Genomic DNA, 12,521 nt, shown 5'->3' with positions numbered 1-12,521 from the left:
TATATCAATTTGGGAAAGAATTGGGAATACGGAAGTAAAATGAAATAATTTTTAATTTTTTATTAAATCAAAAACATGTTGATTGTGAATAAACTGATATTGAATCGTTAAATATGGATATTTCTCCAAGATGGATTGCACGATGGATAAACCTAATCCATTGGAGGTACTATCCTGTGTGCCTTTATGGAATCGTTCGAAAATGTATTTCGGATTTAGTGCTTCTCCCAGGCTATCATTAGCAATACGGATAGTCCTTTCCGAAAAAACAACCTGAATTTGTCCCTGGGGTTTATTGTATTTGATCGCATTTCTGAGCAGATTGCCGATCAATATTTGTGCTAGTTCCGGGTTACAATCCGCTAAAAATATACCCTTATCTTCCAAGGAAACCTGGACTTCCTTGTACGTATAAATATCTTCCAGTTCTTCCAGCAGATTCTTCGTTAATGCATTGAAATCTATTTTTTCGGTTTGATTATATTGGTGGTTTTCAATTCTGGAAAGCATTAATAAGGATTTGTTCAAACCTACCATCCGATGAAGGGATTGCTTCGCTTCAGCTAATTTTTTCAATTGGGATTCGTTGAATGCTTCATCCTGCAATAAAAGCTCCATTTTACCAATACTCACTGCCAAAGGGGTCTGTAGCTCATGGGAGGCATTTTCCAGAAACCTTTTCTGATCTTCAAAGACCATTTCATTCCGATCGATCATTTTGGCGATCTGCAGATTGAGCTCTTCGAATTCCTTAACCTGGCTTTTTACCGGTTGAAAACTTTTTGATTCCCCAAAACGGTATTGACTCAGGTTGCGGAGCGTTTCTTTAAACGGTTTCCAGGCATTCCGCAGGACAAAATGGTTGATGATGATTATGCTTAAGACAATCACTATATATAATACGGATAAAGAAATCGCTAAATTGATCAGGAAATCGTCTTCTTCTACAGTAGATGTGCGTATTTCCAGCTCATAAGCTTTCCCATCTTTGCTGAAAAATCCGGTACTTAGGATGCGATAAGGTTCATCTTCTTCATCATAGGGCATGTAGATCAATTTTCTGGAAAAATGATTTTTGTCCAAATCTTCCCTTGGCGCTACCTCCCGGATGATAAATTGATTGATGCCATAGGTTTTATTATCCGTTATTACCGAAGGATCTTTAAAAGCTTCCCGAATGATCTCGATTTTTTGATTCTTCAGTCCATCATCTACATTGTCATATACCTCATCCATGAGGAGGGCATAGAACAATAAAGCCCAAATGGCCATAATGACCAAAATGGCTAGAACCAGGTATCGATTCGTGTAATTTTTAACGGATATTGCCATTATACGAGTTTATAACCTACACCGTAGACCGCTTGGATATCAGCTTCGGCATCGGCATCCTTTAATTTTTTTCTAATATTTTTTATCTGGGAATAGATGAAATCCAAATTATCTGCCTGATCTGCATGATCACCCCAGACGGCTTCTGCCAAGGTGGTTTTTTCTAATAATTTATTTGGCCTCAACAGAAAGTAATATAACATATCAAATTCTTTTCTGTTGAATGATAGTGTCTTGTCGGCAATACGAACAATCCGGTTTTCAGGATCCACCGTAATGTTCTTATAGGTAAGTAGGGAAGAACCTTCCTGCGCATTTCTGCGGATAATGGATTTGATCCTTGCCAGTAGCTCTGCAAAATGGAAGGGTTTTGCCAGGTAATCATCCGCCCCGATCTCTAATCCCAGCACTTTATCTGCTACGGAGTCTTTTGCAGATAGTATGAGTACGGCCTGTTTGCGATTTGCCGCTTTCATTTGTTTAAGGATATCCAATCCTGATCCGCCAGGGATCATGATGTCCAGTAAGATACAATCGTATTGGTAGTTCATTACTTTCTCAAGGCCAGATGGATAATCCATGGCCGTTTCTACCAAAAAATTCTCCGCTTCCAAAAACTCTTTACTGTTTTGAAGTAGGTCTATTTCATCTTCTATGATCAGGATCTTCATTTTTTAAAGGTATGTTATTCTTTTTTAAAACCAAGGTGAATACTTTGGCAAGTTAAGCGCTTAATTCTGGAAAGATTTGGGAATATTTTTTAGTACCTGAGATGCCTGAAGCACAACCGTAAAAATAGTTATTGAGGTTTACCTCTAATCCATGGTGTAGGAATATTTCTTGAACAAATTTACAATCGCCGAAGTTCTTACTGTAAATCCACAGCATACGGTAATCACTGGGATTGCCGAGGAATAATTTACCAAGGATTGGAATTAATTTTCCCAAATAAAATCCATAGAAAAAGTTCAAAACAGGGTTAGATGGTTTGGAAACTTCCACAAAACTAAATTTTCCTCCTGGCTTTAAGATTCGGGAGACCTCTAAGGCCAATTGGTTCAGTTGATCTTTATTGAATGTTTTTAGGCCATATGCACAGGTAAGAATATCAAAACTGTTTGCGGGCAGCGAATTGTTAAGTACATCTTCCGTAAATGTCTTTAATTTTCCGGAGAAAAGTTTATCTCCCTTAGCTTTTGCTTTCCTTTGCATTTCTTCTGAAAAATCCAATGCATAAAAAGTGGCGTTAGGATATTTTTTCAACAATAAGTTCCAGTTTTCACCTAAACCAGATAAGATATCAATTACTTGGATAGGGTCATTGTTTTCAGCTAACACATTTATAAATTGTTTTCTCCAACGAATACTAAATCCGAATGAAGTAATATAATTCATTCTTTCATAGGAAGAAGACATTTGATTGAAAAGCTTTTTGACAAATGCTGGATCGTATATATTCATTTTTTTTAGATATGGTAATTGATTCTGGCCATGAATATAAAAAAAACTCCTGAAGCGGGGAGCTCCAGGAGTTTTTAACTAACCAATTATTAACCTAAATTATGAGCAAAACATATTTCAATCTTCGTGCCAAAGTATTTATAATTACACATACAATTCAAAATCAGCCCACTAACCATCCAATCTTAACATAAATTAACCATTTCCTCGACCTCGTATCCCACCTGACCCTTCAAAATAAGTTTGAATTTGGGTTAGAATCGCCCTTTAAGCATGTTTAAAGCAAGGGTAAAGTAACAAGAAACTATATGAAGCATACATTTTACATACTTTAAGTATACTTTCACTATGCTTTCACCACGAAGCAAACCATAAAAAAACTCCTGAAGCGGGGAGCTCCAGGAGTCTTAACTAACCAATTATTAACCTAAATTATGAAATTTGATAAGTATATTTCAAGTTCTGTGCCGAAAAACATACTTAACTAAAATTTTAATAAAAAATCCTCTTTACTGACAATTTCATGGCAATCCACCATTAAAAAGCTTTATTTAACCTCCTCAGGCTTATCAATCACCTTATCAAAATCATAACTTGCAAAGCGTCCTGTATCTTTCGCGTGTACTAAATCTTGCTCTTCACCGCCCCATGGCCAACCGCCAAATTCTGTTCTGCGGTATTGATTAAAAGCTTCCTGCAATTCTTTTTCAGTATTCATAACAAATGGCCCATAGGCTGCAACCGGCTCACCAATAGGTTCACCTTCTAAGATCAACAACTTCGCAATGCCAGATCCTGTATTTTTGATCCAGATTTCTTCATCACCTCCCAAATCAGCCATGTGGTTTGGCTGAACCTTATAATCCGCCATTTCCACAGGATCCTGCCCATCATAATATAGCACAAAACGGTTCATGGTTTTGGAAACTGCATCTAGGTTGATTGCTGTTCCTGGTTCCATCTCTATTAACGCCGCACCCATATGATGCTCAGGGTCGCGAGCCCAAGAGTGTTTCAATGCACCCAAGGATTTCACACCATAATATTCGCCATGGATAACTTTAATGCTTACTTTCTTTCCTTCTTGATCCAAAACTGCTTCCGGAATGATCTCTTTCCATAACATCTTATAATCTGGTTCCGTCAATTTATCCTTTCCGGCCATATTTACCCAGATTTGGAATAAACGTAATGGATTTGGCTTATCTTCATGGATCAATGGGAACATCTCCGCATGAAGAACACCTTCGCCTGCACTCATCAACTGTACATCGCCATCCCCATATCTTCCTTTGGAACCTTTGGAATCAAAGTGGTCTGCGTATCCTTCAGAAACAATGGTGATGATCTCAAAGCCCCGGTGTGGGTGATGAGGGAAACCTGGGATTTGCTGTCCATGGTACATCCGCCAAGGATTGCTACGATCAAAGTCGTTACCGATGTTTCTTCCTGCCAATGATGCCTTCGGACCTAATTTTCCATTTCCTTCCGGATAAAGTTCATAATGGTAAGCTCCCATAATAAACGGATCGCGTAATGGTAATCTTCCTTCTACTTTGCTTATGTTTTTTACTTTCATGATATTTCCTTTTTTTTGTTTTCCTTGATATCATCAAACAGTAGTCCATAAGGCCAAAAAAAGTGTTGGACTTACTTGTAGGTAACTAGTTAACAAGGAGTAACCCAACTTGTTTTAAGCTAAATAAGTGCATTTTGATGGGTTATTGGAAGGGGATAGGGTGTTGTTATGGAATGAAATCTGACAATACTGCCTGTTTGTCATTTAAAATAAGGGGAAAACAAAAATTAACTGACAATAATTCCTTTTCCGAAGCTATAATCTTCTAGGTTTTCGCAACATTTTTCAAATTCAAATGGCGGGCGGTCCAAAGGGATAGTCTCTTTATCAAAGTTAAAAAGGAGTTTGTAACCTAATTTATCTTCACTAACAGCATACACATAATCTGTATGCGTTTCATTTTGCGGCAGAGAAATCATTAACTGTTTATGAAATAACGGATCAATTGCCCAGGAATCTTTTTCTTTGCAACTGTGCCAACCGGTCACCTGGACATTGGGATTCCATTCCTTTACATGATGCAGGTAATTGATCAGGTAGCAGAAATGCTTCATATCGATATCGTAAGGAAAAGTCAATAGATTCGTTTGGGCATCTAAGCGGGTCAGGTTGATGATGACCTGGAATTTCTGCTCATTGAATTGATCACAGAACGCTTTGCAGTGGTTTTTAACGTCGTTGAAGATTGGACCTTTAACACGAATCACTTTATCATTGTTTTTTTTGATAAAATCCTCTTCATTGAACTGTTGAATAGGAGATACATCTCCTTTGCTATTTACGGTTTTTAATAGCATGAAGATCACAAACAATACAACAAGTATAGTAATGATGCTGAAGGTATTCATAAAAAAGGTTAATGATACGTTCGATACGGTTGGTTATATCCTTATCGCTTAGCATAAAATTAGTTAATTTATTTCTAAAAATCCTATATTTTAGAAAAAAATTAATAAAGTCTAAGTCTATTTAACAAGCTCAATGCTTACCAGCTCTTTTACTAAAGTTTTGCCTTTAACATCTTGACCATCAACAATCCTTTCTGAGGCCGCTTTTAATATGTTTCCTGTTTTTAGATCAAAATGCATTTCATATCGATCCTTCAATTTTATATTAACGGAATTCAAATCTTCCTTGTTCTTCAAGTCAAATTGACTTTGAATTTTTCCTATTAATTGCTTGAGTTCTTCTTCATCTATTTCCGATTCTTTTTTGATGATGGCAACCTGATCGGCTTGAATATTGTCTAACCAAATGCTGCTTTTAATAGATAATGGAATACTGCCAAGAATATTCGGTGCATCTTCCTGATATGTTTCCTTCTCCTTAGAGGTAAAATAGTTCCCGTAAAGGCCATGCAATAGTTTGATTTCTTTAAATGCAATGGATTCTATTAATTGCTTGTCCTTGAACAACTCGATTGTTTGGCTCATGGCGAAATCCATATCGTCTGCCATTTCAGGTTCTTCTTTTTTAAGTATGGAAAAGAATTTTTTAAGAGATTGTTCCAAGTTAGTCATCAATTCCGCTGTATTGAGGACTTCCTGAAAGACTCCATTTTGATCGGTACGATAAACAACATTGATCTGCGAAAAATCCTTTAATGCATCATGGTATTTTTCTGGGATTCCTAAAGATTCAAAATCAGTTTGATATAGCCACTGAATTTTATAACCATTCTCAGCAACATCCAAAACTTTAAATTTTGCCATTAGGCTACCTTTATTGGACTTGACCAATTCTCCATTAACTGTTTCAGTTTTTTCTTTATGAATGATATAGTTTAATGAATCGCCTTTTTCCCATTTAGGAATTATTTGGATATCAAGTTCTTCTTGGCCATATGCGATTTGGAATAAAAAAAGTAAGCTTATGATAGTGAGAAGGTAATTGGTTGGCTTTTGCATAATACTTTATGAATTTATTAGCAATAATAATAAAATTACCCTATATGGGGTATTTATTTCTATTGATGTAGGTGATAATTTTGCTGGTAATATAAAACCAACATAATTAATCAAAATGAAAAAGTTTCTATTAATGCTAGTGCCCATGTTCTTTTCAATTGCCTTACTGGCACAGAACAGACCCGGAGGAAAGTACATCAATGTAGGTTATTCCTCACAAACCTTAAGTTTTGCAGATGATAACGATGCATTCGAATTAAAAAGTAAAATAGGAGGAACGTTCAACAGCGGAAGAACATTCTATATCCTGAACAGACCTGTGGCCAAGATGATCTATTTCGGGATTGATTGGACTTATATTGATCTAAATTATGTGCAATATAAGGAAGAGGTGGTTGATGAGGAAGAAAGCTTCGTAACGCATAAAGCAGAAGCAGGCATGCAGGTAGGACCTTCGGTACATATTGCTCCAATCGATGGATTGACTTTCTCCACCTATTACCGTTATGCGCCAAGTTATTCCATGATGTTTGCGGATTCGGAATTTTCTGGTGGATATGCAGGCTTAAATGTCGCTGGTATAAGTATAAATTATTCCGCTTTTGGAATAGGAGTAGAACAGCGTTGGGGAACCGCCAAACATAATTTTAGCTTGGATGTGGAGGATATGGAAGAGGAGCAGGAAGAAAAAGTCTCGCATAAATACAAACTTTCTGGACCAAGGGTGTTTTTATCCTTCAGATTCTAAATCCTCAGATTTTAAATAAGACCATCAAATCAATTTAATTTTTTATAGTTAATAGTGAATAATGCTAAACCTCTGGCAATTGCTGGGGGTTTTACTTTTTAGTATATTTAGCCAATGGATAAGAAGGAAATCATTATCAAGGATAAACTTGAGCCTAAACGCCTTCTCAAGGTAGCCTTATTTGACCAAGAGAAAACAAACACAAAACCCCATAAGCATAATGGTTATCTGGAATTGGTGTACTTGTCGCGTACTGCTGGTAAACATACCATCGATACGCGGGAAATTTTGGTCAAGGCACCTTGTTTATTGGTAATCCGACAGGACAATGTGCATTTCTGGGAATTGGAACGCCCTGTGGAAGGTTATGTGGTTCTATTAAAAAGTGCGTTTGTGGAAAGTAGCTTAGATCAGGGATTTCTAAAATTGATCGAACAGATCAGTGACTTTGATCAAATTCATTTAAAGGACGATGCATCCATTTACCAACTATTGGCCCTATTAGCCGAAGAAGAAAGTCCAATGATTCAGGAAGCACTTTTTAAAGCGGTTCTGCTTAAAACATTGGAAAATCTACCCAAACCAGAATTAAGCCTTCCGAGAAATAATAATCTTTTTGATCGATTTGTGGAGCTCATTGGGCAAAGTCGACCTATTGTGAACCATGTTGCCCATTATGCGGAATTACTGAATACCAGCCCTCAGAATCTAAATGCTTCCTGTAAGAAAAGGTCTGGGAAAACAGCTTCGGAAGTGCTTTCGGAACATATTCTTAAGGAAGCGCAAAGGCTCTTATTATATACCGGAAAGAGCATTTCGGAAATTGCTTATGCATTGGGATTTTCCGATAAATCTCATTTTTCCAAATACTTTAAGCGGAACCTTGGCATCCGTGCGAAGGATTTCCGCATGCAGCAAGCTTAGAATTCTTTTTCGCCAAATTCACTTTTTGGAAGTTTTATCAGTTGATTCAACCGCTGAAGATTGATGTTGAGGTTCAACAAGAGGATATTCTTCTCATAGATGTAATTGGTGGTGGTATAGAAATCTTTATCCCAAGTGCTGATTCGTTGCTCATTGACGCCCCAATCTCCCAATTCTATATTTTGCCATTGCAATTGGGCAGTCATTGCACCTTTTAAGAATGATTTGCTCAGGTTAAAATGCGGTGTTAAAAAGCGGGAATCAACGCCTTGAACCGTTGGTCTTTCAGAAAGATAGTTTACCTGTAAACCCGTGCTCCAGTTCTTACCAAGAGAAGCCTGTAGGCCTGAATTGATGTTGTATACCCAATCACTATTCGTTTTCGTATCCTCGTAATCCAATACTTTTCCGGAAATGGAATAATGGTATGCATTGATACCCAAGTTCAGGGTCAGCCAAGGAAAAACCTTTCCATTGGCGCCAAGTTCTGCACCAAAACGTTTTGAATAATCTGCATTGGTAAATACCCGGTGTAGGATGGTATCCGCATAGACTGAATTGACCCGTTGAATCGGGTTTTTACTATGTTGGAAATAAGCATTCAAGAATACGGTTCCGTTTTTGAGTTTTTTGACCAATCCGGTCTCCGCATTAGTAATGAATTCGGGTAGGAGTTCGGGATCTCCCTGCTCCAAAGTTTCGGAATGTTCCCTTTCTGGAATAGGGTTCAATTCAAAATTATTATTTCGTTGTACCCTTCTGGCTGCTGCAATTTTCCAGGATAGATTGTTTCCTAGATCATGCATCAGGTTAAAGGATGGATACAATTGATGGATGGAGTAGGGGAATTCCTCATTTCTATCCAGCAAAAGGACATCTCTTTGGTAATATTCATAACGAAGCCCTAAGGAATATTGCGTTCTTTCCAGTTTTCTATCGAATTGGGAATAAAAGGCATGCACCAGATTAGTTGCTTTTAATTTTCCTGTAAATTCAGGGATCAACTGCAAATTATTGTTGCCACTGCTCGATTCCCAATATTCAAAGTTTCCTCGCTGCTTGTCTGATCGCAATTGATAACCCGATAACAATTCACCAGCCTTCATTTTCCATTGGTGGTTAAATTGCAGCCTTAGCCCATTCAGCGGATTCGTATATCGGTTATCGGTATATTGAACGGTATCCATTCCGTTTTCAATATTGGCGTTTTTGGTGGAACCATGGATATTGGCATGTTCATAAATAGCACCTAAAGTAAAAGCATGTTGTGGATTGACTTTGAACAGATAGGTTAGATCGACCAAATAGAATTCCCCTTGTTTATTCTGTAGGTTGGGATTGAAATAGTTAGAAGTGCCCAATAACTCTCCGGTAGAAGGTTTTACGGTTCTATTGGTATAATGAATGTCGGCAATTCGGTCTTGGTATTTTTTAGACGCCAACAAACCGATGCTGATGTTGTTTTGGTCATTAAATTCATAGGAACCATTTAGTCGTAATCCATAATTGTATTTATCGAAGCTTCTTTCGCCTTTGGATGGGAAAAAAGTCTGTCTATCTCCAATGATGGTGTTGACATCGCCATCCCTGAATCCTGCATTATCGTTTCGGAGGTAATTGGCAGAACCATTGAGCTCTAGCTTTTCCTGTTTGAATTGAAAAGCGATGTCGGCTCCATAACGCTGCTGTTTCTTAACATTGTCATAGTCATCTATGCTTGGTAAACCGCCTTGAAGGTTCATGATCCATGAAAAGCCACTTGTGATGTTCTTTTTCGTTTTGATATTAATGATCCCTGCCTTACCATCTGGGTCGAATTGTGCAGATGGGCTGCTGATGAATTCCACTTCCGAAACATCGTTGGCCGCTATCTGGTTCAATATACTCGTAGGATCTACTAAGCTCGGTTTTCCATTGATCAATACCATTAAGCCAGCATTTCCACGAACACTTAAATTTCCTTGGCCATCTAAAGCTACCGCAGGAAGATTCTTTACGATGTCTAAAGCAGTACCACCGACGGCATTCTTATATTGGCTGGCTTGGTAAGTTTGCCTATCTGCACTGTGTTTTTGTGGCGTTTGTCCGGCAGATATGCTTATCTGTCCGATCTGGTTGACTGCTGGAGTCAATAGGATTTCGCCCAAATCCATACGACCATTTCGTGTCATGTTGATTTTGCTGGCGTATTGTTTATAGCCGATGGACTTTATCTGTAGTTGATAATTGCCCTGCTTCAATTTATTAAATTCAAATTTCCCCACACTATCAGAAATCATTCCGTCCAACACTTTTTGTTGCGCATCCAAAATGGAAATAGAGGCGTATGGAATTCCTTGGTTGCTTAAGGAATCGACCACCCGCCCAGACAGGATATTTTGCTGTGCTTGAAGATTAAAAAGGGTAAAGAACAGGCAGAATAGGAGGTAGTATTTTTTCACGTTGTTTAGATTTTGCGTAAAAATAAGAAAGCTTGAATAGATTACGGTATAAGCATTGTTTTATACCATTTTATTTTCAAATAGACTATTTTGGTCTACACTAAAGAACTCTCGGAAATATGGTTTATTTTTGTATATTTGTACACATTCAAAAGAGACCTCCATTTTTTTCCATTCTGCATTCTGCAAAAGAAAATCAAATCTCTCATTATTATTTAATCATAAAGGTATTTAATGTCAAAAACTCAACTTACATTCAAGAAAAAAGAAACTGCAAAAAAGAAACAATTAAAGAAATTAGAAAAACAAGAAAGACGTGAGCAGAACAAAATGAACAATGACAAAGGAAAGTCATTGGAAGAGATGTTTGCTTATGTAGATGAATTTGGAAATATTTCCAGCACGCCACCGACCCAACAGTACAAATTCAAGGAAGAGGATCTATTGCGTCCGCAGGATCAGGAAGATGAATTCTTGTTCGGGAAAGTGTCTTATTACAATGAAACCGGTAATTATGGATTTATCCGTGATAATGAAAGCCGTGAGACCGTTTATTTCAATGATAAATTGGCGGGTAAATCACTTTCATTGAATCAGGCTGTGAAATACAAGTACACACGTACGAAACAAGGGAATCAGATTACGGAGGTCGAAGTCCTATAAATACTACTCTTTTTTAATAATGAAAAAGCAGCAATCGAATGATTGCTGCTTTTCTTTTTTAATAAAGTGAGGAATTAACCGATAACGCGAACGTTTACTGCGTTTAATCCTTTTTTTCCATTTTCTACTTCATAAGATACTCTGTCGTTCTCACGCACTGGACCTTTAAGACCTGTAGTGTGAACAAAAACATCAGCACCACCGTTAGATGGAGTGATAAATCCGAATCCTTTAGTCTCGTTAAAGAATTTAATAGTTCCTTCTTGCATTGTATTATTATTTTATTGATAAATTATTTTGTTTTTTTAAGGCCAAAAAGCGCCTTGCTTTCAATTAAAGCTTTACAATGTATTGAATAGAAAAAACTATGCCGAAAATATTGTGATAACTTCAATAGGTCAAATGAACATACCTATTGCCTATAGACTTGTCAAGTAACATTACGAAGGTAAGATATTTAATTGTAAAAGAAAGAATATTAATTTTTTATTCTTGGAAAAATAGGTTTAATGACAAAATAATAGCAATATATTATTTCTAATTCTGTTTCAAACCGCAATTCTTATCTTTGATATAAACAGTAAGCTATGGAAAAAAATCAGATCAACGCCGATGAGTTTGTGTCCAAATTTATGGATGGGAGTTTAAAGCATCTGACCTATATCCAAACGCCGATTAAAATTTTTCCATTAAGGGATATTGCGCCCTACCTTAAAACTCCAGTTCCACCCATCTTCTTTGGCTACAATCTGTTGATCCATATAACTGAAGGATATTTTAACCAACAGATTGAATCTACCACCTTTATGGTGAATGCTCCGGCAGTGGTGATCTGTAATTATGGGCATATTTCGGCTATCCATTCGGTGGATAAATCAGCCCAGGGTTATTGTGTACTAATTAAAGAACAGGCGATGACCTCTATGTTTAGAGAACAGGAGATCCTCCATATCTTTAATATTGCCCCCTTATTAAACCTAAGTAAGGAAGATAGTCAGGAATTGAACAATATGCTCGATTTGTTATACCGGGAGATCTATACGGATAAACCCTATAAGGAACTGTATGAGAGTATTTTCAAAACCGTAGCCTTAAAAATCATTAAACTTTCCAATGCTAATAAGTCTTTGGAAAGGAAGCAGGAAATTGCGCTAGCATTTAAGCAATTGGTTCATTTACATTTCAATAAGCACAAGACCGTGGATTTTTATGCAGATAAACTGGCGGTTTCCATCAATTATTTAAACAGGTGCGTATCTTCTGTTTTCAATAAATCATCCAAAGAATTAATCCTGGAAGTAGCGATTATCCATAGTCAATTATTGCTGCTAGAAACCAACAAAAGTGTGGCTAGCATAGCCTATGAACTTGATTTTGCGGATCCATCTTATTTTACAAGGCTCTTTAAAAAGATTGTAGGTATCTCTCCGAGTGAATATCGGAAGGGTGTAAAGTAAATTTGGGTT

12 protein-coding genes are annotated in these 12,521 nt (G+C 37.1%); 4 read left to right on the top strand and 8 right to left on the bottom strand.

Annotated elements, in window-relative coordinates; all coding sequences use genetic code 11:
• Window positions 1-51 precede the first annotated feature (51 nt).
• From VJ786_RS08780 to VJ786_RS08755, 6 genes are all read right to left on the bottom strand, one after another.
• Window positions 52-1,332 carry a sensor histidine kinase gene (locus VJ786_RS08780; RefSeq protein ID WP_134776725.1) on the bottom strand — a complete coding sequence of 427 codons (1,281 nt, stop codon included), beginning with the start codon at window positions 1,330-1,332 and terminating at the stop codon, window positions 52-54.
• Window positions 1,332-2,003 carry a response regulator transcription factor gene (locus VJ786_RS08775; protein WP_099366353.1) on the bottom strand — a complete coding sequence of 224 codons (672 nt, stop codon included), beginning with the start codon at window positions 2,001-2,003 and terminating at the stop codon, window positions 1,332-1,334. The genes VJ786_RS08780 and VJ786_RS08775 overlap by 1 nt, the downstream gene beginning before the upstream one ends.
• Before the next feature lie 52 nt (window positions 2,004-2,055).
• Window positions 2,056-2,793 carry a class I SAM-dependent methyltransferase gene (locus VJ786_RS08770; protein WP_099366354.1) on the bottom strand — a complete coding sequence of 246 codons (738 nt, stop codon included), beginning with the start codon at window positions 2,791-2,793 and terminating at the stop codon, window positions 2,056-2,058.
• 547 nt (window positions 2,794-3,340) lie between these two features.
• Window positions 3,341-4,372 (bottom strand): pirin family protein, encoded by a 1,032-nt coding sequence (locus VJ786_RS08765; RefSeq protein WP_134776724.1) that lies wholly within the window; start codon window positions 4,370-4,372, stop codon window positions 3,341-3,343.
• Between the two features lie 227 nt (window positions 4,373-4,599).
• Window positions 4,600-5,220 carry a hypothetical protein gene (locus VJ786_RS08760; RefSeq protein ID WP_134776723.1) on the bottom strand — a complete coding sequence of 207 codons (621 nt, stop codon included), beginning with the start codon at window positions 5,218-5,220 and terminating at the stop codon, window positions 4,600-4,602.
• A gap of 117 nt (window positions 5,221-5,337) precedes the next feature.
• Complete coding sequence (locus tag VJ786_RS08755) at window positions 5,338-6,279, bottom strand: hypothetical protein (protein ID WP_134776722.1); 942 nt, start codon at window positions 6,277-6,279, stop codon at window positions 5,338-5,340.
• A 115-nt stretch (window positions 6,280-6,394) separates the two neighbouring features.
• Between VJ786_RS08755 and VJ786_RS08750 the strand changes: the two genes are divergently transcribed.
• Together VJ786_RS08750 and VJ786_RS08745 are read left to right on the top strand one after the other, a co-directional pair.
• Window positions 6,395-7,027 carry a hypothetical protein gene (locus tag VJ786_RS08750; protein WP_134776721.1) on the top strand — a complete coding sequence of 211 codons (633 nt, stop codon included), beginning with the start codon at window positions 6,395-6,397 and terminating at the stop codon, window positions 7,025-7,027.
• A gap of 114 nt (window positions 7,028-7,141) precedes the next feature.
• A complete protein-coding gene (locus tag VJ786_RS08745) occupies window positions 7,142-7,951 on the top strand; it encodes an AraC family transcriptional regulator (RefSeq protein WP_134776720.1) in 810 nt (269 codons plus the stop codon).
• Here VJ786_RS08745 and VJ786_RS08740 read toward each other — a convergent pair.
• Window positions 7,948-10,392 (bottom strand): TonB-dependent receptor, encoded by a 2,445-nt coding sequence (locus tag VJ786_RS08740; RefSeq protein ID WP_134776719.1) that lies wholly within the window; start codon window positions 10,390-10,392, stop codon window positions 7,948-7,950. The two genes, VJ786_RS08745 and VJ786_RS08740, sit on opposite strands and share 4 nt — an antisense overlap.
• A gap of 234 nt (window positions 10,393-10,626) precedes the next feature.
• On the opposite strand from VJ786_RS08740, the gene VJ786_RS08735 reads away from it, so the two are divergent.
• Window positions 10,627-11,055, top strand: coding sequence for a cold-shock protein (locus tag VJ786_RS08735; RefSeq protein ID WP_134776718.1), 429 nt, complete (start codon window positions 10,627-10,629; stop codon window positions 11,053-11,055).
• A 74-nt stretch (window positions 11,056-11,129) separates the two neighbouring features.
• Here the strand turns inward: VJ786_RS08735 and VJ786_RS08730 are convergent, their stop codons facing one another.
• The gene (locus VJ786_RS08730; RefSeq protein WP_099366361.1) at window positions 11,130-11,324 is read right to left on the bottom strand and encodes a cold-shock protein; all 195 of its coding nucleotides are present in this window, start codon (window positions 11,322-11,324) and stop codon (window positions 11,130-11,132) included.
• A gap of 318 nt (window positions 11,325-11,642) precedes the next feature.
• On the opposite strand from VJ786_RS08730, the gene VJ786_RS08725 reads away from it, so the two are divergent.
• Complete coding sequence (locus VJ786_RS08725; protein ID WP_134776717.1) at window positions 11,643-12,512, top strand: helix-turn-helix domain-containing protein; 870 nt, start codon at window positions 11,643-11,645, stop codon at window positions 12,510-12,512.
• Window positions 12,513-12,521: the final 9 nt, after the last annotated feature.

Origin of the sequence: Sphingobacterium tenebrionis, from assembly GCF_037126265.1 — a bacterium.
Classification (GTDB): domain Bacteria; phylum Bacteroidota; class Bacteroidia; order Sphingobacteriales; family Sphingobacteriaceae; genus Sphingobacterium; species Sphingobacterium tenebrionis.
Note: the sequence above shows the minus strand (reverse complement) of the source record. Positions and strands in the feature narration are given on the sequence as shown.

Coding starts and splice junctions, on each gene's coding strand:
- VJ786_RS08780 (WP_134776725.1), bottom strand. CDS start 1,332: ATGGCAATATCCGTTAAAAATTACACGAATCGATACCTGGTTCTAGCC.
- VJ786_RS08775 (WP_099366353.1), bottom strand. CDS start 2,003: ATGAAGATCCTGATCATAGAAGATGAAATAGACCTACTTCAAAACAGT.
- VJ786_RS08770 (WP_099366354.1), bottom strand. CDS start 2,793: ATGAATATATACGATCCAGCATTTGTCAAAAAGCTTTTCAATCAAATG.
- VJ786_RS08765 (WP_134776724.1), bottom strand. CDS start 4,372: ATGAAAGTAAAAAACATAAGCAAAGTAGAAGGAAGATTACCATTACGC.
- VJ786_RS08760 (WP_134776723.1), bottom strand. CDS start 5,220: ATGAATACCTTCAGCATCATTACTATACTTGTTGTATTGTTTGTGATC.
- VJ786_RS08755 (WP_134776722.1), bottom strand. CDS start 6,279: ATGCAAAAGCCAACCAATTACCTTCTCACTATCATAAGCTTACTTTTT.
- VJ786_RS08750 (WP_134776721.1), top strand. CDS start 6,395: ATGAAAAAGTTTCTATTAATGCTAGTGCCCATGTTCTTTTCAATTGCC.
- VJ786_RS08745 (WP_134776720.1), top strand. CDS start 7,142: ATGGATAAGAAGGAAATCATTATCAAGGATAAACTTGAGCCTAAACGC.
- VJ786_RS08735 (WP_134776718.1), top strand. CDS start 10,627: ATGTCAAAAACTCAACTTACATTCAAGAAAAAAGAAACTGCAAAAAAG.
- VJ786_RS08730 (WP_099366361.1), bottom strand. CDS start 11,324: ATGCAAGAAGGAACTATTAAATTCTTTAACGAGACTAAAGGATTCGGA.
- VJ786_RS08725 (WP_134776717.1), top strand. CDS start 11,643: ATGGAAAAAAATCAGATCAACGCCGATGAGTTTGTGTCCAAATTTATG.